Raw genomic sequence first — 20,028 nt, 5'->3', positions numbered from 1 at the left:
GAGAGCGCCACCCGGCAGACGACGAAAGAGGCGAGCAAGTGGACGACGTGCGCGGCAAGAAGGTCCTGATCACCGGCGGCGGCATGGGACTGGGCAAGATCTTCGCGCGGCTGGCCGTCGAGGGCGGCGCCTCCGACGTGGTGCTGTGGGACATCAACGACGAGGCGATGAAGGAGACGTCCGAGGGGCTCTCGGGCCGCGGCACGCAGCTGCACACCTACAACGTCGACGTCTCCGACAACGCGCGCGTCACCGAGGCGGGCACGCAGGTCCTCTCCGAGGTCGGCGCACCGCACGTCGTGTTCAACAACGCGGGCATCGTGCGCGGCAACTCCTACTTCTGGGAGACCGGGGAGGACAACAAGGACTCCGAGCAGACGATCGCCATCAACGCGCTCGCCCCGATGTACGTCACCCGCGTCTTCCTGCCCGAGATGATCGCCCAGAGCGGCGAGGCCCGCATCGTCAACATCGCCTCGGCGGCCGGCTTCGTGGCGAACCCCCGGATGGCCGTGTACGCCGCGTCGAAGTGGGCGGCCATCGGTTTCTCCGACTCGGTGCGGCTCGAGCTCGAGCAGGCCGGGCACGACCACGTCAAGGTCACCACGGTCTGCCCCTACTACATCAAGACGGGCATGTTCGAGGGAGCGAAGTCCGCGCTGCTGGTGCCGCTGCTGGAGCCCGAGGACGTCTGCGCCGAGGTCTGGGACGGCATGCTGTCGGGCAAGCCGATGGTGATCATGCCGAAGACGGTCGCCCTGAACGAGACGATGAAGGGCATCCTCCCGGTGCGGCTGCGCGACTTCATCTCCGACAAGATCGGCATCCACAACTCGATGGACGACTTCAAGGGGCGTACGAAGTCCTGAGAGGTCGCACGGCGCGTGCATGAGGTGACGGGCTCGCGGACACGGTTGATGCATGAGCGAATCAACTGATCGAGGCGCCCCCGTCGTCGTCGTCACGGGAGCCAACGGACTCGTCGGCTCCACCGTCTGCCACGCCCTGCTCGAGCGGGGCGCGACCGTCCGCGCGGTCGTCCGCAGGGAGGGCGTCGCGCCCTCGGCCGAGGGCATCGAGGAGTGGGTCGGCGACTTCGCCGACGCGCGCTTCGCTGCGCGCGTGTGCGACGAGACCGATGGCCTCGTCACCACCGTCCACCCGCTCGGCGCCGACGCCGAGACCCAGCGCACCGTCGCCGTCGAGGGCACGCCCGTCATCGCGCGCGCCGCGAGCGCCTGCGGTGTGCCGCGCATGGTGCACGTCTCGACGGCCGCCGTCTACGAACGGGTCGCCGGTGTGGGTGACGTCGACGAGCAGTCGGCGCTGGTGCCCGAGGGCACCGAGGAGCAGGACGCGTACGCCGCGACGAAGCGCGACACCGACCACGCGCTCGCGGAGATCGAGGGCATCACCCGCACGCTGGTGCGGCCCCCGGCGATCCTGGGGGAGTCGGAGTCCTCGATCTGGAACACGATCCTGCCCGACCGCATGCGCGAGGAGGAGTCCGCGCGCCACGCGGTGCCGGACAAGACGTTCGCCTGGGTGCACGTCGACGACCTCGCCGCGATGATCGCCGACGTCGTGACCGGGCGCATCGACGAGGCCGAGGACGCCGGCACCGGCCCGGTGGCCGGCGGCTGCACCCCGGTCAACGTCACCGCCGAGCGGGCCACCCAGCGTGACTACGTCGGTGCGGTGTGCGAGGCGATCGGTGAGGAGCCCGTCTGGGACGACGACGACGCCTGGACAGGTACCTTGCGCAACGACCGCGCCCGCGGCTGGGGCTGGAGCCCGAAGGTCTCGCTCGAGGACGCCCTGACAGAGCTCCGCGCGGGGCTCGGCTGATCAGCGGGCCACGTAGACCGTCGCGGTGGAACGTCCCCTGGTCAGGGGGTTCGGAAAGCTGACGACCTCCGCCTGCACGGTGTCGAAGACCGTGCGCGCGGCCGCGAGCAGGTCGTCGTCCGGCGGGTCGTCCGACCACAGCGCGAAGACACCGTCGGCGGTGAGACGGCGACGCAGGGACCTCAGGCCTGCAGCCGAGTAGAGATCGGCGTGCGAGGCGTCGAGCAGGTGCCGCGGCGAGTGGTCGACGTCGAGCATCACCACGTCGTACGCGTCGGGCCCGTCCAGCTCCGTTGCGCCCCGTGCCCACGCGAAGAAGTCCGCCTCGACCAGGCGGCACCGGGGGCCCTCGACCAGAGGTGCTGCCTCGGGCAGCAGACCCTCGCGGTGCCAGGCGATCATCGCGGCGAGGGCATCGACGACGACGAGGTCGCTCACCCGCTCATCGGCGAGCGCGGCCAGGGCCGTGTAGCCCAGGCCCAGACCCCCGACGAGGACGCGCAGCCCGCCGTCGGTGTCGACCTGGTCGAGGGCGGCGGTGGCCAGGCGACGTTCGGCGACGGTCCAGGCGCTGGACATGAGGAACTCGTCGTCGAGCTTGACCTCGTAGAGGTCCTGGCGCAGCGCCGGGTCGTAGCGACGTCGCAGCGTCAGCAGGCCCATCCGTGTCGCGGCACTGCCCAGCTCCTCGAGTCGTCTGCCCATCGGCCGACCGTACGCCGCTGTGGCCGTGCCGGAGACGCCGACGGCCGGCCCCGTGCGTACGGGACCGGCCGAGGCAGCTCAGGCGGGGACGATCAGGAGGGGATGCCCGCCGTGATCGTCGCGGTGCCGACGACGAGGCCGGGCTTGACCGCGTCGGTGCCGAAGGTCGAGTTCAGCAGGTCGGCGGCCACCGGCGAGATCTTGACGGTGGTGCCGGTCAGGGTGGCGGTGCCGGCCTCGGAGTCGACCTCGGCGGGCTCGAGGGTGCTGCCGTCGGCGAAGAAGACGTACGCCTGGTCGGCGACCTTCTGCTTGCCGACGCGCACGTCGGCGTAGACCTTCGACGCGCCCGGGTCGATGGTGAAGTTCAGCAGGCGTACGCGGGTGCCGCCACCGGCGAGCTGGAGCCCGGAGGTGTCGTGCTCCACCGAGCCGACGACGTAGGGCTTGACCTGCTCGGGGTCGAACACCGACACGTTGCCCCCGGTGATTGGGAAGACCAGGGTGCCGTTGCGCAGCTTGCCCTGCTTCAGCGTCTTTGGGGTCAGCTCGAGCTGCCCGAGCGCGTCGACAAAGCCCTGGTCGAGGGCGATCTGCGTGTTCTTCCCGGCGCTGAGCGGGCTGATGGAGGCCACCGGCGTCGAGCCCTCGAAGTCCGAGCCGTCCTCTCCGCCGCACGCGGCGAGCGGGAACGCGAGGAGGCTGGCGGACGCAGCACCGACGACGGTGCGGCGGAGACGGGGCGAGAAGCTCATGGAGTTTCCTTCGGTGGACGGCACGACACGGCGGGACTGGTGTCTGAACGATCGTGGTTCGTACGCCGTCACTGTGCGGATGGTCACGATGCGGCAACGGACCAGACGGGTCGGGCGTGACCCCTCAGCCTGGGCCCCTTCCCTCGGTCTTCTCCGCATCGACCGTCCGGTGTGTCGCGTCGCGAGGTATCCCGGCTCGCGGAGTACCGTCCCTCGCATGGATCAGACGCAACTGCTCCGCGGCGTGCTCGACCTGGCCGTGCTGGCCGTCGTGGACGCGGAGGACGGCTACGGCTACGACATCGTGCGCCGCCTTCGCGAGTCCGGTCTCGAGGAGGTGGGGGAGGCCTCGGTGTACGGCACGCTGCGCCGTCTCTTCGGTGCCGGGGCGCTGACCTCCTACGTGGTGCCGTCCGAGTCCGGCCCCCACCGCAAGTACTACGGCATCACCGCCGTCGGTCGTGACCAGCTCAAGCGGCAGCACGACGACTGGTCGCACTTCTCCCACTCCGTCGAGCGCCTGCTCGGCAACTCGCGTGCCCAGGAGGCCCGATGAACGACACCCTCGCCCTCGATGTCTCGGCCCTTCGTGCCTCGGGTGCCCTCCGTTTCGTGGCGGAGGTGCGTGAGCACCTCGGCGATCTCGATCCCGAGACGCGCGAGGAGCTGACCGACGGGCTCGCCGCCGATCTCTCCGAGCAGGTCGCCGAGCAGGGTCCGGCCGTGCTGGAGGACCCGGCCTCGTACGCCGCCGAGCTGCGGGCCGCCGCCGGGCTGCCGGCCGAGGTCACGCGTCGGCGACGCCTCGGCCGCGTACGCGCTGCGGGTGCGGGGCAGCAGTGGCGGGACCGTGTCGACGCCGCGCTGCGCACCCCGACCGGAGCGGCCACCGCGTCGTTCCTGGCCTCGATCCGCCCGGCGTGGTGGGTGCTGCGCGCCTGGATCGGTCTGCAGCTGGTCGACGTGCTCGTCGGTCCGTGGGAGTACCTCAGCCTGCTGCCCTCGCTCGGCAACCCCGTGGTGAGCCTCGCTGCCCTGGTGGCCGCCGTCGTCCTGAGCGTGCAGATTGGTCGTGGTCGCTGGCCCGGGGCGCGCAGCGTGCGTCCGGGGGTCAGGACGTGGTCGCGGCGCGGCATCCTCGCCGCGAACACGCTCGGCGTCCTCGTCGCGCTGCCGTACGTGCTGGGCTCGGCGCTGTCGTCGGACCAGCTCCACGACGTCGCCACCTACGGCACCGTCTACGGCCCCGGGGCGTACGACGTGTCCCGCGAGGGTCTCTGGCTGGGTGACGAGGAGGTGCGGCAGGTGTTCGCCTACGCCGCCGACGGCACGCCGCTGGTCGGTGTGCAGCTCGTCGACCAGGCCGGTCGGCCCCTCGACGTCGTGGCGACGCGCGTGCGAGGCGACGGGGACGGCCGCTTCATCTCCTCGGGATGGCGCAACGGTGAGGTGGTGCAGCGCAACGTCTTCCCGCTGCCCGTGCGCCAGGTCGAGCGGCGCGGATTCGGCAGCCGCCGGGAGCTCGGTCCGGTGCAGGTGCCCGGCGCGCCGTACGCGCAGCTCTCACCGGTGCAGGTCGACGGCATCGCGCCGTCGACCGTCCTCGGTCCGGACGAGGTCGCGGTGGACGCGGCCGAGCTCGCGGCCCTGCAGGAAGCAGTGGCGAGCGGCCGGGCCGACGCTCGGGAGCAGCGCGAGGGGCCGGCCCGAGGGCAGGAGCAGGGTCGAGGCGCCTCACGCGGGTGAGGCGGCCACCACCTCGACCGGTACGCCGCTGAGCACCGCGTTGCCGGACGCGACGTCGAGTCTGGCGGGGTCGGTCAGGTCGTTGATGGACACCCCGGGCACACCGGCGGCGCGCTGCTGCGGTGTGCCGTGGCGGGCGTGGCCGTACCCGTGGGGGAGGGAGACGACCCCGCGCATGACCTCGTCGGTGGCTCTGACCTCGACCTCGACGGCGCCGACGGCCGAGGTGACGCGTACGCGCTGCCCGTCCTCGAGGTCGCGCGCGACCAGGTCCTCCGGGTGGACGAACAGCTGGTGGCGGGGCCTGCCCCGGGTGAGCCGCTCCTGGTTGTGCATCCAGGAGTTGTTGTCGCGCTGGTGCCGGCGGCCGATCAGGACGAGTCCGTGGTCCTCGCCGGCGGCCTCACGCTCGTCGCTGACGGCGCGCAGGCGGGAAAGATCGTCCATGACCGGTGCCGGCGCGAGGCGTACGCGCCTGTCCTTCGTCGCGAGCCGCTCCGGGAGCTGCGGCTTCAGCGGCCCGAGGTCGACACCCGCGGGGTTCTTGCGCAGGTCGCTCATCAGCACCGAGGCGCGCTTGAGGCGCAGCAGGGTGGCGATCGAGAAGGCGGGGGAGAGCGCGAGGCGGGCCCGGGTCGCCAGGCGTCGTCGCCGCGGCATCGGCCGGTCCAGCCGTTGCTGCACCCGCGCGAAGAGGTCGCGGAAGATCTCCCAGTCGTGGCGGGCGTCGTCGGGCTTGGGCAGCACCGCCGGGGTGAAGCGAGCCGTGTCGCGCACGGCGAGGGCCTGGAACACGAGGTCGTAGTGGTCGCGCTCCAGCGCCGTGGTCGGGGGCAGCACGACATCGGCGTGCCGGGTGGTCTCGTTGAGGTAGATGTCGACCGCGACCAGGTGGTCGAGGCCCTCGATCGCCTCGGCGAGGCGCGCGCCGTCCGGCGTGGAGAGCACCGGGTTGCCCGCCGAGGTGATCAGGGCGCGCACCTGACCCTTGCCCGGCGTCTCGATCTCCTCAGCCAGCGCGGAGACGGGCAGCTCACCGCCGAACTCGGGCAGCTCGCGCACCCGGCTGCGACGTCGCGCGAACCCTCCGCGGTGCAGCAGACCCCAGTCGACGACGTCGACCAGGGGCTTGGTGAGCATGGTGCCGCCGGGGGAGTCGAGGTTGCCGGTGAGGACGTTGAGGCACTGCACCGCCCACTGGCAGACCAGGCCGAACTCCTGGGTGGAGATGCCCAGGCGTCCGTACGCCGCACCGCCGTCGGCGGACGCGAGGTCGCGGGTAAGGCGTCGGATGTCCGCGGCCGGGACGCGGGAGACCTGCTCGGCGAGCTCGGGAGTCCACGACTCCACGGCCTCACGCACCTCACCCACGCCGTCGACCCAGGCCGGAGGTGTGGCGAGGCCCTCGGCGAACAGCGTGTGGAGCATGGCGAGCAGCACCCAGGCGTCGGTGCCGGGGCGTACGAAGTGGTGCTCGTCGGCGACCTTCGCGGTCTCGGTGCGCCGTGGGTCGAGCACGACCATCCGGCCGCCGCTAGCCTTCAGCTCGCGCAGCCGGCCGGGGAAGTCCGGCACCGTCATCAGGGACCCGTTCGAGGCCATCGGGTTGCCACCGAAGACCAGGAAGAAGCTCGTGCGGTCGATGTCGGGCACCGGGATGAGGAACTGGTGGCCGTACATCAGGTAGCAGGCGAGCTGCAGCGGCAGCTGGTCGACGCTGGTCGCGGAGTGCTTGTTGCGGGTGCGGAACGAACCGGCGAAGGCGGTGCCGTGCGTCATGGCACCGAGCGAGTGCACGTTGGGGTTGCCGAGGTAGAGCGCGAGGGCGTCGTCGCCGTGGGCGTTGACGGTGGAGGCGATGGCGTCGGCGGCGATGTCGAGGGCCTCGTCCCAGTCGATCTCGACCCAGGTGGCGTCGTCACCCTCGCCCACGCGCTTGACGGGGCGGCGGAGGCGGTCCGGGTCGGCGTGGATGTCGGGCAGCGCGACGCCCTTGGGGCAGATGTGGCCTCGGGAGAGCGGGTCGTCAGGGTTGCCGCGTACGCCGGTGACGTGAGGCCCGCCCTCGGTGCGCGGGCGGTCCTCGACGGTGAGCAGCAGACCGCAGATGGCCTCGCACAGGTTGCAGACCCCGTGCACGGTGCGGGTGGGATGCGAGCCGGACTGCACGGGCGGCGTGGGCTGCTCGGAGGACGTGGCGGTACTCATCGTCCGATCCTCGCACCCGTGGCGCAGGTGTGGCCGCCTCAGCCCAGCACGTCCTCGCCGAGCATCCGACCGATGAGCGCACGGTGCCGCAGGGCTCCGCCGCTGAAGCGCACCGTGCAACCACCGTCGTACGCCCGCTCGACCAGGGTCTGGAGCGTCAGCACACCGCTGACGTCGAGGCGACCCACCCGGTCGAGGTGCACCACGACGTGGTCGACCGCGGGGTGGTCGGCAATCGCGGAGTCGAGCACGGCCTCGACCATCGGGGCGGAGACGAAGTACAGGATGCCTGCGGGACGGATGTGCAAGGTGTCGCCCTGCACCTCGGTCGGCACCTGGACGCGGGCCTCGCGCCACAGGTGCACCGCCAGTGCGGAGCCGACCCCGACGAGCACCCCGAGGTCGACCCGTGGAGCCAGGACGAGGGTCGCGACAGCGGTGACGGTGCCGACGGCGAACTGCGGCTTCGACCAGCCCCAGTAGCGCCGTGGCGCCCGGACGTCGACCAGGTTGACCACAGCCGCGATGACGAGGCCCGACAGGGCGGCCACGGGCAGCTGCTCGAGCAGTCCGACGAAGGGCAGCGCGAGCAGCACGACCACGCCGGTGAGGGCCCCCGACCACCGGGTGCGGGCTCCGGCGAGCCGGTTGAGCGCCGTCCTGGAGAAGGACCCTCCGACCGGGAAGCCGCCGGCGACCCCCGAGGCCAGGTTGGCCAGGCCCTGGCCGACGAACTCTCGGTCCGCGTCCCAGCGACGCCGGTCCTGGGCGGCGAACTTGCGGGCGATCGAGGCGGGCTCGGCGAAGCCGACCACGGCGATGATGGCAGCAGGCACGAGGAGACCGACCACGTCCGCCGGAGCGATGCCACGCGGCAACGCCCAGTCGAGGCTCACCTCGCCGACCGTGGCACCGCCGTAGTCGGCGAGCGCTGCGTACGCCGTGGTCGCCACGACGGCGACGAGGGCACCGGGGAAGAACGATGACACCGCGCGGCCGCCGAGCAGCACGACGAAGGCCGCGAGACCGAGCACCAGCGCGTCGATCCGCCACGCCGTGGGCTGTGCCATCACCTCGAGGGCACCGAGCAGCGGGTTGCGGGCGTCGGTGTCCAGTCCGACGAGTCCCGGCACCTGGGTGGCGATGATGAGCACGGCCGCGGCGCTCGTGAAGCTCACGAGAACCGGCTGGCTCATCAGGAACGCGATCGGACCCGCGCGCACGAGACCGATCACGACACGGACGAGGCCGACGAGCACGGCGAGCGCCGCTGCCAGCGCCGCGAACCGGGCGCTCGTCGGCTCCGCCAGGGGCGCCAGGGCACCGAAGGTGAGCAGGCTCGTGACGGCCACCGGGCCGGTCTGCAGGTACGGCGAGGACCCGACCAGCGCACCGGCGATCGGTGCGGCGACCGCGGCGTACAGGCCGTACACGGGGTCCAGACCCGCGATCGTGGCGTACGCGAGACTCTGTGGGACGAGGATGAGCGCGACGTTCAGCGCCGCCAACGCGTCGGCCCCGGTCGGCGGCGGGGGCAACGCGGGTCGGGCCACGGCCGACACCTTCCCACGGACGACGATTGGCGTGCGTCGCTCGCGCGCTGATAGTCTGCACAGGTTGTCCGAGTGGCGTACGCCCCGTCTCTCACGAGCGGGTTGCGACGGCCGTTGCGGACGACACCGACACCACGCCGTGGAACGGCCGCGGATCGAGAGTGCCCGGGTGGACAGGCCCCGGCGCGCCGCGCAGCGAGAGAGCACAGGAGACACGCATGAGCATCGGCACCGACGCCGCCACCAAGAAGCAGATCATCGCGGAGTACGCCACCAAGGAGGGCGACACCGGTTCGCCCGAGGTGCAGATCGCACTCCTGAGCCACCGCATCCGCCACCTCACCGAGCACCTGCAGCAGCACAAGCACGACCACCACACCCGTCGTGGTCTGCTGCTGCTCGTCGGTCGGCGCCGGCGGCTGCTGAACTACCTGAACAAGACCGACATCGAGCGGTACCGCTCGATCGTCGAGCGCCTCGGCCTGCGGCGCTGAGCCTCCCCGGGAGGCTCCCGCAGACCTGACAGGAGCGGCTCCCCACGCCGGGGGCCGCTCCTGACTCGTTCCGGGCGAACCACCGCACTAGGCTCGGCGCGGGCCACCGGCCCGGCACGAGTGACACGGGGAACGACCCCGTACGCCACAACTCAACACGAACCACATCCAGGAGCGACCGCGGCGTCCGCCCCGGTCCTCGGTAGTGGCCTCCGGAGTCCCCGGTGCCGTGCGACAGCACGGCTCCCGGGGCGGCCGTGGGCCTCGATCGAAGGCCGGCACTCACCGCAGTTCCCAGGTCCCGCCACAGACGGGTGGGACCCGTGCGCCGAGAAGGGCGCCATCGCGGCACGCTCCGCGACAAGAAGGGAGGCCCCATGAACGAGGGCCCCGTCATCTCCACCGTGGAGACCGTGATCGACAACGGCTCCTTCGGCACCCGCACCGTCAAGTTCGAGACCGGCCTGCTGGCCCGTCAGGCGGCCGGCTCGGTCACCGCCTACCTCGACGACGAGACCATGCTGCTGTCGGCCACCACGGCCGGCAAGCGGCCCAAGGACCAGCTGGACTTCTTCCCGCTGACCATCGACGTCGAGGAGCGCATGTACGCCGTGGGCCAGATCCCCGGCTCGTTCTTCCGCTCCGAGGGTCGACCATCGGAAGACGCCATCCTCACCTGCCGTCTCATCGACCGTCCGCTGCGCCCGACCTTCAAGAAGGGTCTGCGCAACGAGGTCCAGGTCGTCATCACCGTGATGGCGCTCGACCCCGACCAGCCCTACGACGTGCTGGCCATGAACGCGGCGTCGATCTCGACGCAGCTGTCGGGTCTGCCGTTCTCCGGCCCCGTCGGTGCGGTGCGCATCGCGCTCATCGAGGGCACCTGGGTCGCCTTCCCCAGCCACACGCAGCTCGAGGACGCCGTCTTCGACATGGTCGTGGCCGGTCGCGTCACCGACACCGGTGACGTCGCGATCATGATGGTCGAGGCCGAGGCCACCGAGAAGACCTTCGACATGGTCCGCGGCGGCGCCACCAGCCCGACCGAGGAGCGCGTCGCCGAGGGTCTCGACGCCGCCAAGCCCTTCATCAAGCAGCTCGTCGAGGCGCAGAGCCAGCTTGCCGCCGAGGCCGCCAAGCCGGTGCAGGACTTCCCGGTCTTCCTGGACTTCCAGGACGACGTCTACGCCGCGGTCGAGAAGAACTCACGCGAGGACCTCTCGACGGCGATGCAGATCGCGGGCAAGCAGGAGCGCGACGACCGTCTCGACGAGGTCAAGGCCGCGCTGCTGGAGACGATCGGCGGCGACTTCGAGGGTCGCGAGAAGGAGATCGGCGCCGCGTTCCGCGCGCTGACCAAGGAGGTCGTGCGCGAGCGCGTGCTCCGCGACAAGGTCCGCATCGACGGCCGCGGCCTGACCGACATCCGCGACCTGTACGCCGAGGCCGGCGTCATCCCCCGCGTGCACGGCTCAGCGCTCTTCGAGCGCGGCGAGACCCAGATCCTCGGTGTCACCACGCTCAACATGCTCAAGCTCGAGCAGCAGCTCGACACCCTGAGCCCCGAGAAGCACCGCCGCTACATGCACAAGTACGTCTTCCCGCCCTTCTCCACCGGTGAGACCGGCCGCGTCGGCGCCCCGAAGCGCCGCGAGATCGGCCACGGCGCCCTGGCGCGTCGGGCGATCCTGCCGGTGCTGCCGACCCGCGAGGAGTTCCCGTACGCCATCCGCCAGCTCTCCGAGGCCATGGGCTCCAACGGCTCGACCTCGATGGGCTCGGTCTGCGCCTCGACGCTGTCGCTGCTGCAGGCCGGTGTGCCGCTGAAGGCCCCCGTCGCCGGCATCGCGATGGGTCTCATCTCCGGCGAGATCGACGGCAAGACCGAGTTCGTCACGCTGACCGACATCCTCGGCGCCGAGGACGCCTTCGGCGACATGGACTTCAAGGTCGCCGGCACCCGTGACTTCGTCACCGCGCTGCAGCTCGACACCAAGCTCGACGGCATCCCCGCCGACGTGCTGGCCGGTGCGTTGACGCAGGCCCGCGACGCCCGCTTCGCGATCCTCGACGTGATGGCCGAGGCCATTGACGGCCCCGAGGAGATGTCGCAGCACGCGCCGCGCATCATCACCGTGAAGATCCCCGTCGACAAGATCGGCGAGGTCATCGGCCCCAAGGGCAAGGTCATCAACCAGATCCAGGACGACACCGGCGCCTCGATCTCGATCGAGGACGACGGCACGATCTACATCGGTGCCACGAACGGTGAGGCCGCCGACGCCGCGCGCAACGCCGTCAACCAGATCGCGAACCCGACGATGCCCGAGGTCGGCGAGCGCTACCTCGGCACCGTGGTGAAGACGACGAACTTCGGTGCGTTCGTCTCGCTGATGCCGGGCAAGGACGGCCTGCTGCACATCTCCAAGCTCCGCGCGCTCGCCGGCGGCAAGCGGGTGGAGAACGTCGAGGACGTCGTGTCCGTCGGCCAGAAGGTGCAGGTCGAGATCGCCGAGGTCGACGACCGCGGCAAGCTCAGCCTCGCGCCGGTGGTCGAGGACGCCGAGGGCGGCTCCGACGCGGGTGAGGAGAGCTGATCCAGCTCACCCCGCTCTCCACGCAGACCCTCCTGGAGAGCACCGACGACGACGGCGCGGTCCTCGGCCGTGTCCGTCGCTCGGTGCTCCCAGGGGGGCTTCGTGTCATCACGGAGTCCGTGCCGGGCGTACGCTCCGCCGCGGTCGGCGTCTGGGTCGCCGCCGGATCGCGCGATGAGACCCCGGCACTCAACGGGGCCAGCCACTTCCTCGAGCACCTGCTCTTCAAGGGCACCCGCGAGCGGTCGGCCTGGGACATCTCGGTGCAGCTCGACGAGGTGGGCGGTGAGATGAACGCCTTCACCGCGAAGGAGAGCACCTGCTTCCACGCCCGCGTGCTCGACCGCGACCTGCCGGTCGCCATCGACGTCCTCGGCGACATGATGACGGCCTCCGCCTTCACCGCCGCCGACGTGGAGGCCGAGCGCGAGGTCATCCTCGACGAGATCGCGATGCACGACGACGACCCCGACGACGTCGCGCACAACCTCTTCGCCGCCCACGCCTTCGGGGACTCACCCCTCGGGCGGCCCGTCGCGGGCACCCACGACTCGATCTCCGCGATGAGCCGTGAGCAGATCCGCCGCTACTACCGCTCGCGCTACACGCCGAGCGCGATGGTCGTCTCGGTGGCCGGCAACGTCGACCACGACGAGGTCGTGGATCTCGTCGCACGGGCCTTCTCCCGGGCCGGCTTCCTGGAGCAGGCCACGGCCTCGGTGCCGCAGCGGCGCACGTCGGTGCGCCGCCGCATGCGAGCGGGCACGGTGAGGTCGTCTAAGGGGTTCGAGCAGGTCAACCTGGTGCTCGGCTTCCCCGGGCTCCCGCGGGGCGACCGCCGTCGCCACACGCTCGGGGTGCTCGACGCCGCGCTCGGCGGAGGCACCAGCTCACGCCTCTTCCAGGAGGTGCGCGAGCGGCGCGGCCTGGCGTACTCGGTCTTCAGCTTCGCCTCGCACTACACCGACACGGGCATCGTCGGCGTCGGCGCCGGGTGCCTGCCGACCAAGGTCGAGCCGCTGCTCGCCGTGGTCCGCGATCAGCTCGCCGACATGGCTCGCGGGGGTGTCACGAGCGAGGAGGTCGAGCGGGGCAAGGGACAACTGCGCGGCGGCATCGTGCTCGGCCTCGAGGACACGGCCTCGCGCATGTTCCGCAACGGCAAGACCGAGCTGGTCGGCGAGGACCTGCTGGGCGTCGAGGCGCTGATCGAGCGCATCGACAGCGTCACGGTCGAGGACGTCACGGCACTGGCCGCCGAGGTGTTCAGCCGGCCCGAGACCCTCGCGGTCGTCGGGCCGGCCTGACCCGGTCGCAGCTGTCGCCCGGTCAGCTGCCGAGTCGGTTCTCCAGGTTGTCGGTGAACTCCTGCTCGCACTGCGCCACGGCGTCCTGGTCGTTGCCGGCCTGCTGGAGGCACTCGGTCAACGAGCCGAAGTCGGCAGCCTGGAAGAGGAACACGGTCACCACGGTGAAGGCGATCGAGATGAGCAGACCGATCACACCGGTCACGCTGCCGCCGATGGCCAGGCCGCGGCCCTGCGCCCGGCCCTTCTTCGCCTTGCTGGAGGCGATGGCCCCCACGATGATCGCGGGGATGCCGAACAGGTAGCCGCCGATCAGGAAGAACCCACCGATGATGCTGATGATGCCGAGGATCAGGGCGGTGATGGCCATCCCCGAGCCTCCTGAGCTGCCGGAGGTCTGGTAGCCCCCGTCGTGCCCGCCGTACTGCGCCGGCGGACCCTGCTGTCCGTCCCCGGGCGGGCCATACGGGTTCTGGCTGCCGCCCTGGTAGCCGCCGGGCGGTGTCTGCTGGTCGCTCATCGGGATTCCTCTCGGTGGGCTCGTGCCCGGGTCGGATGCGTCTCCAGGGATACCCGCGGGCCGCGGCGGCAACCGCCGTGGGGACTAGGTTGGAGCGCATGGCTGTACGTGTGGGCGTCCTGGGAGCTCTCGGCAAGGTCGGTCAGGCGGTGTGCCACGCCGTGGAGGAGGCGGACGACCTCGAGCTGGCGGCGGCTCTCGACAAGGGCGACGACCTGAGTGCCCTCACCGACGAGCGGGTCGAGGTCGTCGTCGACTTCACCCACCCCGACGCGGTCATGGACAACCTCGCGTTCTGCATCGCCGCGGGCATCCACGCCGTGGTCGGCACCACCGGCTTCGACGAGGAACGCCTCGCCGTCCTGCGCGAGCAGCTCCGGGACGCCCCTGACGTCGGGATCCTCATCGCACCGAACTTCTCCATCGGCGCCGTGCTGATGATGCGCTTCGCGGCGCAGGCGGCCAGGTTCTACGAGTCCACCGAGATCGTCGAGCTCCACCACCCGGGCAAGGCCGACGCGCCCTCGGGCACGGCGCGGCGTACGGCCGAGCTCGTGGCCGCCGCCCGCGACGAGGCCGGGCTGGGCGCCCAGCCGGACGCCACCAGCAGTGGTCTCGACGGGGCGCGCGGCGCCGACGCGCACGGCGTCCCCGTGCACGCCGTGCGGCTGCGCGGTCTGCTCGCGCACCAGGAGGTGCTCCTCGGCGGCGAGGGCGAGACGCTGACCATCCGGCACGACAGCCTCGACCGGGTCTGCTTCAACCCCGGGGTGCTGCTGGGCGTACGCACGATGCCCGGCCGCCCTGGACTGACCGTCGGCCTCGAGGAGCTGCTCGACCTGGACTGAGGTCGGTCAGCCGTCGGCGATGCCGACGTGCAGCCGCACCTGGCGGGCGCTGGCTCCCTCGGACCCCTCGCCCAGGGTGCGGTGCGCGCCGTCGGCCTCCCACCCGGCGGAGGTGAGGAACGCGCGGCGCGCGTCGTCCTCGCTCACCACCCAGGTGGTCGCACGCTCGAACCGGTCGGCCTTCAAGGTGTCCACCGCCGCCTGCAGCAGCCGGGACCCGTGGCCGTCGCGTCGGTGGGCCGGGTCGACCACGAGGTCGACCAGCTCACCGTCACCCGGATCCGCGTCGGGGTCGCCGGCGGGAGAGGTGAGGGCGAAGCCGCGGACGGCGCTGCGCTCCAGCGCGACCAGCACCCGCTGCCGCGCCTCGGTGGGACGGCTGAGCGAGCCGCGCCAGATGCCGGTCAGCTCCGCGAGGGCTTCCGCGTCGTGCTCGCCCGGACTGCGCAGCTCACTCGGCAGCAGCTCGGGGCTGTCGGCACGCAGGGCGGCCAGCTGGACCCGGGCGACCGCCTCGGCGTCGTCGGCCCAGGCGACCCGGCAGGACACGTCGGCGGTGGGAGCCATGTCGCCAAGCCTGACAGGCCGCCGGGCCTGGGGCACACTGGCTCCCATCTCACCCCCCGGAGGCCCGATGACCCGCCTGGCGACCCACCCAGCGACCCACCCAGCGCCCCGCCGCGTCCCGTCGTTGCGTCGTCGCCTCGCGACGTCGGTGCTCGCGGTCTGCGCCGGCCTCGCCACGGCCGTCGCGACCGCCGTACCGGCGCAGGCCGTGGTGGGTGGCTCCCCGGTGCCGGACGGGAAGCGGGCGTACACGGTCTCGCTGCAGGCCTCCGGCCCCGCCGACGGCAGCGGCCACTTCTGTGGCGGCACCGCGATCAAGCGCTTCTGGGTGCTGACCGCCGCCCACTGCGTGGAGGACACGAGCCCGGGTGACCTGCAGGCGGTCACCGGCCGCACGGTGCTCAGCCGGGGCGACGGTCACGTCATCGGGGTGCGGCGCATCATCGTCCACCCGGCGTACGCGCGCCGCGGCACCGACGTCGCGCTGCTGCGGGTGGCCGAGCCCGTCCGCACGCGCCTCGCCGCCGTGCCGGGCCCTCGGCACCGTGCCGCGGAGCGCGAGGGCACCGGCGTCGTGGTCAGCGGCTGGGGGGCACAGGTCTTCCCCGACCTGATCGGCGCGACGGCGCCGGACCGCATGCGCGCGGCGAGCCTCGACGTGGTGGGTGATCAGCAGTGCGGCTCGGGTCTGAACGCGCTGTCCGGCTTCACCCCTGACGACGAGGTGTGTGCCTCGCGATTGCTCGGCGACTCCTGCCAGGGCGACTCCGGCGGTCCGCTGGTGCGGGACCGTGGCAAGCGACGCCCGCTGCTGGTCGGCGTCGTCAGCTTCGGCGTCGGCTGCGCGACACCGGGCTTCCCCGGCGTGTACGCCGAGGTCGGCAGTCCCGCGGTCGGCCGGTTCCTCGCCCGCCACGTCTTCCCCGCCCGACGCTGACACACGCAGAGGCGGCGCCGCGGCGTCCGGCCGATCCGCGGGTTAGGTTGAGCCGGTGCAGCAGTACCTCGATCTCCTGACCCGCGTGCTCGACGAGGGCGTCGCCAAGGACGACCGCACCGGCACCGGCACCCTCAGCGTCTTCGGGCACCAGATGCGCTTCGACCTGCGCGCCGGCTTCCCGCTGGTGACCACCAAGAAGGTGCACGTGAAGTCCGTGGTGGCCGAGCTGCTGTGGTTCCTGCGGGGCGAGACCAACGTGCGCTGGCTGCAGGAGCGAGGTGTCTCGATCTGGGACGAGTGGGCTGACGACGCCGGCGAGCTCGGCCCGATCTACGGTCACCAGTGGCGCTCGTGGCCCGCGCCCGACGGCGGCACCATCGACCAGCTGACGCAGGTCGTCACCGCGATCCGCGAGAACCCGGACTCCCGCCGGCACCTCGTCAGCGCCTGGAACGTCGCCGCCCTGCCGGAGATGGCGTTGCCGCCGTGCCACACCTTCTTCCAGTTCTACGTCGCGCCACCGGCCGCGGGGGAGACGCGCGGTCGGCTCTCGTGCCAGCTCTACCAGCGCTCGGGCGACGTGTTCCTGGGCGTGCCGTTCAACATCGCCTCGTACGCCCTGCTCACCCACCTCGTCGCGCAGGTGTGCGACCTCGACGTGGGCGACTTCGTGCACACACTCGGCGACGCACACCTCTACAGCAACCACCTCGACCAGGCCAGGCTCCAGCTGACCAGGCAGCCGCGGCCGCTTCCCCGGCTGGCGCTCGACGAGGGCATCCGCACCGTCGAGCACCTGGGGCGGCTCGAGCTCGACCAGGTCTCGATCGAGGCGTACGACCCCCACCCGGGCATCAAGGCGCCGGTCGCGGTCTGAGCCCGGGTGCATCGGTCGTGAGCACCCCGGGGGGCGTACGCGTCGTCATGGTCGCCGCCGTCGCCGAGAACGGCGTCATCGGCGACGGACCCGATATCCCGTGGCACCTCCCGGGGGAGCAGCGGCTCTTCAAGGAAGCCACGGTCGGCCACGTGCTGGTGCTCGGCCGCACCACGCACGAGTCGATCGGGCGGCCGCTGCCGGGACGGACCACCGTGGTCCTCACGCGTCAGGTCGATTGGTCCGCGGACGGTGTGCACGTCGCCGCCGACCTGGCAGCCGCCCTGGCGCTCGCTGACGAGCTCGTCGGCGGCACCACCGCCGAGGTGCGGATCGGCGGGGGAGCGCAGGTGTACGCCGCCGCGATGCCGTACGCCGACGAGCAGCTGCTCACCCGCGTGCCGCTCTCACCTCCCGGCGACGTGCACTACCCGGCGTACGACGAGGTCGACTGGGTGGAGACCGACCGCACCGCGTACGACGGGTTCACCCAGGTGCGACTCGTGCGGCGTCGGTGATCATGGCTTCACCCCGGTCCCATGTGCGGCTCGCGACCGACGTCCTGCGGATCCGGGCACTCCGAGGTGCGGGCCTGGGGCACCGGGTCGGGCTCGGCGCAGACGTAGAGCCCGGCGTCGAAGAAGACGCGATGGCGCTCGCCGTCCGCCTCGTAGGTGAGGCGGAGGCCTCGACGCTCGAGGTAGCCGGTCGACGTCGGTCGCATCCCGAGGAGCAGCTCGAGACCGGACTCGCGGAGCTCCGGAGTCACTCTCACCGAGTAGCCGGGGCCGTCGACGATCGACTCCGGCGCGAGCAGATCGTCTCGGGGTGGCCAGGGCATGAACTGGATGGATCCGAAACGACGCCGATCGTCCGCGATCTTCCAGCCGATGAGCTCGAGGTCGGGATCGCCGACGGCCTCCACCGAGAGGAGTCGCAGTCTCGTGACGCCGTCAGGGATCACGATGGTCTCGAAGCCGTCGGTGAACGGCACGCCGACCTGACGGGTCGTCGTGGCGAAGTGGGACTTCGGCGGCGGCAGGGGGCCTGACGTCGACTGCGGGTCCTCGGAGCAGCCGGCGACGGACGCCGCCAGCGTCGCGGCCGCCGCGGTCGAGAGCGTCCGCCGCCAAGACGTGGCTCTCACTGCTCCTGGGTGCCCAGCCTCAGCGCGCGCTGGACGGCACGACCGGCGAAGGAGGTGCGGTACGCCTTGCTGGTCGACCGCGCGTACTCCACCGTCACCATGGTGCCCTCGGCGACGCGGTCGTTGTACCAGCTGCTCATCGTCGGGGCGAGGGTGCCGCCGGGGTTGCCGACACCGACCTCGTCGAGCGGCAGCTGGAGGAAACGCGCGAGGCGCCGCTCCAGGCGGGGGTCCTTGCCGTTGGCGGCGACGACCCGGTAGGGCTGGTGGATGGAGGCCACCGACGTGGGCCTCACGTCCAGCAGGAACCGCCTCATGGCGCGGGTCTCCGGTTCAGAGGCGCGCGACGGTCCGCCGTAGCAGCAGCTCGAGGAGGCGTCGGTCCAGCCCGACGTCGGCCAGTTGCGGTTGAGGTCGACGCCGCGCGCGTTCTGCCGCGTGTACGCCCGGGCCCCGTCGGGGTTCATCGTCGGCACGATCCACACGCCGGTGCCGCGCCGGGGCCGGGTGTGGCGCTTCATCCACCGTGCGGTCGACTCCCCGGCGCGCTCGTTGCCGTGCATCGACCCGATCACCATCGTCACCAGGTCGGCGCCCGGGTCCCCACGGTAGAAGGCCCTGATCGGCCGCCCCTGGACCGACCGGCCCACCAGACGCTTGCGACGGACGAACGTACGCGCCTCCGGCTCGGACCCCGGCTCGGCGGCCGGCGGCTCGTCGTCGGCCTGCGAGACCGGCACCGCGCCGCGAGACGGATCGGCTGCCGGGGCGGCACTCGCGAAGCCCGGTGCGACGAGCAGGAGCGAGGTCAGCAGGGCGAGCGCCGCGACCGGCGCGCAGCGGACGGAAAGGGCAGAACGGGAGGAGTCGGCCACCGCGTCATCGTAGGTGGCCGTGGCGGACTGCGGGGCCGATCACGCGGACGGATAGCCTGAGCCCATGACATCGCGAGCCCTCCCCGACGCGCCCTTCGGGCGAGTGCTCACCGCGATGGTGACGCCCTTCACGCCGGAGGGCGCGGTCGACCTCGACGGGGTGGCCGCCGTCGCGACCGCGCTCCTCGCGGCGGGCAACGACGGCCTCGTCGTCTCCGGCACGACCGGTGAGTCCCCGACCACCACCCCGGACGAGGACGGCGAGATCCTCGCCGCCGTCCGCGCCGCCGTCGGACCCGACGTGCCGCTCGTGGCCGGCGTGGGCACCAACGACACGCGTACCTCCCTGGGCCTCGCCCGCCAGGCGCGCGACCGCGGCGCGGACTGCGTGCTGCTGGTCAGCCCGTACTACAACAAGCCCGGCCAGCGGGGGCTCCTGGGCCACTTCCGCCAGGTCGTCGACGCCGCCGAGGTGCCGGTCATGCTCTACGACGTGCCCGGTCGCACGGGCTCGCTGATCTCGCTGGACTCCTACGCGGAGATGGCCGCCTGGGAGCAGGTCGTCGCCGTGAAGGACGCCGCCGGCGACGTCTCGCGCGCGGCCCTGCTCGCCGGCATGGGCTACGCCGTCTACTCCGGCGACGACGCCAACACCCTCGGCTACCTCGCGTACGGCGGCTGCGGTGTCGTCTCCGTCGCCGCCCACGCGGCCGGACGAGAGATCGCACGGATGATCGACGCGCTGGACCGCGGTGACCTGCGCCAGGCCGTGGCCCTGCACCAGCGTCTCGTGCCCGCCTTCGAGGCGGTCATGGGCGTCCCGAACTACGGCGCCACGACGGCCAAGGCCGCCATGCAGCTGCTCGGGGTGATCGACAACCGGCGCGTACGCTCCCCGCTCGCCGAGCTCGACGAGACCGAGGTGGCCGCGCTGCGCGACGGGCTCGCCGCCTCCGGTCTCCTCCCGGCGTGAGACACGCCTGACCCCCACAAGACCTCGCCCGCACAGCGGGCCGGCCCCGACGGGCCACCGGACCACCC

At 72.0% G+C, this 20,028-nt stretch carries 20 protein-coding genes; 12 read left to right on the top strand and 8 right to left on the bottom strand.

The features are described 5' to 3' along the window. Positions 1-38 precede the first annotated feature (38 nt). Both KLP28_00850 and KLP28_00845 read left to right on the top strand, forming a co-directional pair. Complete coding sequence (locus KLP28_00850; GenBank protein QWC85369.1) at positions 39-869, top strand: SDR family oxidoreductase; 831 nt, start codon at positions 39-41, stop codon at positions 867-869. 52 nt (positions 870-921) lie between these two features. Next, entirely contained in the window at positions 922-1,848 is a 927-nt protein-coding gene (locus KLP28_00845) for an NAD(P)-dependent oxidoreductase (GenBank protein ID QWC85368.1), read from the top strand. On the opposite strand, the gene KLP28_00840 is transcribed toward KLP28_00845, so the two are convergent. Further along, complete coding sequence (locus tag KLP28_00840) at positions 1,849-2,553, bottom strand: spermidine synthase (protein QWC85367.1); 705 nt, start codon at positions 2,551-2,553, stop codon at positions 1,849-1,851. A gap of 92 nt (positions 2,554-2,645) precedes the next feature. Then, positions 2,646-3,308, bottom strand: a complete 663-nt coding sequence (locus KLP28_00835) for a hypothetical protein (GenBank protein QWC85366.1) — start codon at positions 3,306-3,308, stop codon at positions 2,646-2,648. Positions 3,309-3,525: 217 nt separating this feature from the next. Between KLP28_00835 and KLP28_00830 the strand changes: the two genes are divergently transcribed. Together KLP28_00830 and KLP28_00825 are read left to right on the top strand one after the other, a co-directional pair. Then, on the top strand, positions 3,526-3,864 hold the full coding sequence (locus KLP28_00830; protein QWC85365.1) for a PadR family transcriptional regulator: 339 nt from the start codon (positions 3,526-3,528) through the stop codon (positions 3,862-3,864). Further along, entirely contained in the window at positions 3,861-5,054 is a 1,194-nt protein-coding gene (locus KLP28_00825) for a hypothetical protein (protein QWC85364.1), read from the top strand. The genes KLP28_00830 and KLP28_00825 overlap by 4 nt, the downstream gene beginning before the upstream one ends. On the opposite strand, the gene KLP28_00820 is transcribed toward KLP28_00825, so the two are convergent. Then, positions 5,043-7,262: a molybdopterin-dependent oxidoreductase gene (locus tag KLP28_00820; GenBank protein ID QWC85363.1), complete on the bottom strand. Its 2,220-nt coding sequence runs from the start codon at positions 7,260-7,262 to the stop codon at positions 5,043-5,045. The two genes, KLP28_00825 and KLP28_00820, sit on opposite strands and share 12 nt — an antisense overlap. Before the next feature lie 38 nt (positions 7,263-7,300). Continuing rightward, complete coding sequence (locus tag KLP28_00815) at positions 7,301-8,815, bottom strand: STAS domain-containing protein (protein ID QWC85362.1); 1,515 nt, start codon at positions 8,813-8,815, stop codon at positions 7,301-7,303. A 218-nt stretch (positions 8,816-9,033) separates the two neighbouring features. On the opposite strand from KLP28_00815, the gene rpsO reads away from it, so the two are divergent. The 3 genes from rpsO (at position 9,034) to KLP28_00800 (ending at position 13,213) form a co-directional block, all read left to right on the top strand. Further along, complete coding sequence (gene rpsO / locus KLP28_00810; protein QWC85361.1) at positions 9,034-9,309, top strand: 30S ribosomal protein S15; 276 nt, start codon at positions 9,034-9,036, stop codon at positions 9,307-9,309. Positions 9,310-9,686: 377 nt separating this feature from the next. Further along, complete coding sequence (locus KLP28_00805) at positions 9,687-11,906, top strand: polyribonucleotide nucleotidyltransferase (GenBank protein ID QWC85360.1); 2,220 nt, start codon at positions 9,687-9,689, stop codon at positions 11,904-11,906. Next, positions 11,903-13,213, top strand: a complete 1,311-nt coding sequence (locus tag KLP28_00800) for an insulinase family protein (GenBank protein ID QWC86715.1) — start codon at positions 11,903-11,905, stop codon at positions 13,211-13,213. Before KLP28_00805 ends, KLP28_00800 begins: the two co-directional genes overlap by 4 nt. A 22-nt stretch (positions 13,214-13,235) precedes the next feature. Here the strand turns inward: KLP28_00800 and KLP28_00795 are convergent, their stop codons facing one another. Next, positions 13,236-13,733, bottom strand: a complete 498-nt coding sequence (locus tag KLP28_00795; protein ID QWC85359.1) for a DUF4190 domain-containing protein — start codon at positions 13,731-13,733, stop codon at positions 13,236-13,238. 98 nt (positions 13,734-13,831) lie between these two features. On the opposite strand from KLP28_00795, the gene dapB reads away from it, so the two are divergent. Next, positions 13,832-14,581: a 4-hydroxy-tetrahydrodipicolinate reductase gene (gene dapB, locus KLP28_00790; GenBank protein QWC85358.1), complete on the top strand. Its 750-nt coding sequence runs from the start codon at positions 13,832-13,834 to the stop codon at positions 14,579-14,581. Between the two features lie 6 nt (positions 14,582-14,587). Here the strand turns inward: dapB and KLP28_00785 are convergent, their stop codons facing one another. Continuing rightward, complete coding sequence (locus KLP28_00785) at positions 14,588-15,148, bottom strand: GNAT family N-acetyltransferase (GenBank protein ID QWC85357.1); 561 nt, start codon at positions 15,146-15,148, stop codon at positions 14,588-14,590. 124 nt (positions 15,149-15,272) lie between these two features. Here KLP28_00785 and KLP28_00780 point away from each other — a divergent pair, with 124 nt between their 5' ends. Genes KLP28_00780 through KLP28_00770 form a run of 3 tightly spaced genes read left to right on the top strand, consistent with a single transcriptional unit; the run spans position 15,273 to position 17,483 of the window. Then, on the top strand, positions 15,273-16,085 hold the full coding sequence (locus KLP28_00780) for a serine protease (GenBank protein QWC85356.1): 813 nt from the start codon (positions 15,273-15,275) through the stop codon (positions 16,083-16,085). Positions 16,086-16,140: 55 nt separating this feature from the next. After that, positions 16,141-16,965, top strand: coding sequence for a thymidylate synthase (locus KLP28_00775; GenBank protein ID QWC85355.1), 825 nt, complete (start codon positions 16,141-16,143; stop codon positions 16,963-16,965). 47 nt (positions 16,966-17,012) lie between these two features. After that, positions 17,013-17,483 carry a dihydrofolate reductase gene (locus KLP28_00770; GenBank protein ID QWC86714.1) on the top strand — a complete coding sequence of 157 codons (471 nt, stop codon included), beginning with the start codon at positions 17,013-17,015 and terminating at the stop codon, positions 17,481-17,483. Between the two features lie 8 nt (positions 17,484-17,491). On the opposite strand, the gene KLP28_00765 is transcribed toward KLP28_00770, so the two are convergent. Then, positions 17,492-18,112 carry a hypothetical protein gene (locus KLP28_00765; GenBank protein QWC85354.1) on the bottom strand — a complete coding sequence of 207 codons (621 nt, stop codon included), beginning with the start codon at positions 18,110-18,112 and terminating at the stop codon, positions 17,492-17,494. Beyond that, positions 18,109-18,987, bottom strand: coding sequence for a DUF2817 domain-containing protein (locus KLP28_00760; protein QWC85353.1), 879 nt, complete (start codon positions 18,985-18,987; stop codon positions 18,109-18,111). Before KLP28_00760 ends, KLP28_00765 begins: the two co-directional genes overlap by 4 nt. A gap of 64 nt (positions 18,988-19,051) precedes the next feature. Between KLP28_00760 and dapA the strand changes: the two genes are divergently transcribed. Beyond that, positions 19,052-19,960, top strand: coding sequence for a 4-hydroxy-tetrahydrodipicolinate synthase (gene dapA, locus KLP28_00755; GenBank protein QWC85352.1), 909 nt, complete (start codon positions 19,052-19,054; stop codon positions 19,958-19,960). Positions 19,961-20,028: the final 68 nt, after the last annotated feature.

Source organism: Nocardioidaceae bacterium, assembly GCA_018672315.1.
GTDB lineage: Bacteria > Actinomycetota > Actinomycetes > Propionibacteriales > Nocardioidaceae > TYQ2.
Note: the sequence above shows the minus strand (reverse complement) of the source record. Positions and strands in the feature narration are given on the sequence as shown.

What these genes read in the sequence shown, in the direction of transcription:
- KLP28_00805 (QWC85360.1), top strand. Translation starts at nt 9,687, where the DNA reads ATGAACGAGGGCCCCGTCATCTCCACCGTGGAGACCGTGATCGACAAC.
- dapA (QWC85352.1), top strand. Translation starts at nt 19,052, where the DNA reads ATGACATCGCGAGCCCTCCCCGACGCGCCCTTCGGGCGAGTGCTCACC.
- KLP28_00820 (QWC85363.1), bottom strand. Translation starts at nt 7,262, where the DNA reads ATGAGTACCGCCACGTCCTCCGAGCAGCCCACGCCGCCCGTGCAGTCC.
- KLP28_00825 (QWC85364.1), top strand. Translation starts at nt 3,861, where the DNA reads ATGAACGACACCCTCGCCCTCGATGTCTCGGCCCTTCGTGCCTCGGGT.
- KLP28_00840 (QWC85367.1), bottom strand. Translation starts at nt 2,553, where the DNA reads ATGGGCAGACGACTCGAGGAGCTGGGCAGTGCCGCGACACGGATGGGC.
- rpsO (QWC85361.1), top strand. Translation starts at nt 9,034, where the DNA reads ATGAGCATCGGCACCGACGCCGCCACCAAGAAGCAGATCATCGCGGAG.
- dapB (QWC85358.1), top strand. Translation starts at nt 13,832, where the DNA reads ATGGCTGTACGTGTGGGCGTCCTGGGAGCTCTCGGCAAGGTCGGTCAG.
- KLP28_00795 (QWC85359.1), bottom strand. Translation starts at nt 13,733, where the DNA reads ATGAGCGACCAGCAGACACCGCCCGGCGGCTACCAGGGCGGCAGCCAG.
- KLP28_00835 (QWC85366.1), bottom strand. Translation starts at nt 3,308, where the DNA reads ATGAGCTTCTCGCCCCGTCTCCGCCGCACCGTCGTCGGTGCTGCGTCC.
- KLP28_00785 (QWC85357.1), bottom strand. Translation starts at nt 15,148, where the DNA reads ATGGCTCCCACCGCCGACGTGTCCTGCCGGGTCGCCTGGGCCGACGAC.
- KLP28_00770 (QWC86714.1), top strand. Translation starts at nt 17,013, where the DNA reads ATGGTCGCCGCCGTCGCCGAGAACGGCGTCATCGGCGACGGACCCGAT.
- KLP28_00845 (QWC85368.1), top strand. Translation starts at nt 922, where the DNA reads ATGAGCGAATCAACTGATCGAGGCGCCCCCGTCGTCGTCGTCACGGGA.
- KLP28_00830 (QWC85365.1), top strand. Translation starts at nt 3,526, where the DNA reads ATGGATCAGACGCAACTGCTCCGCGGCGTGCTCGACCTGGCCGTGCTG.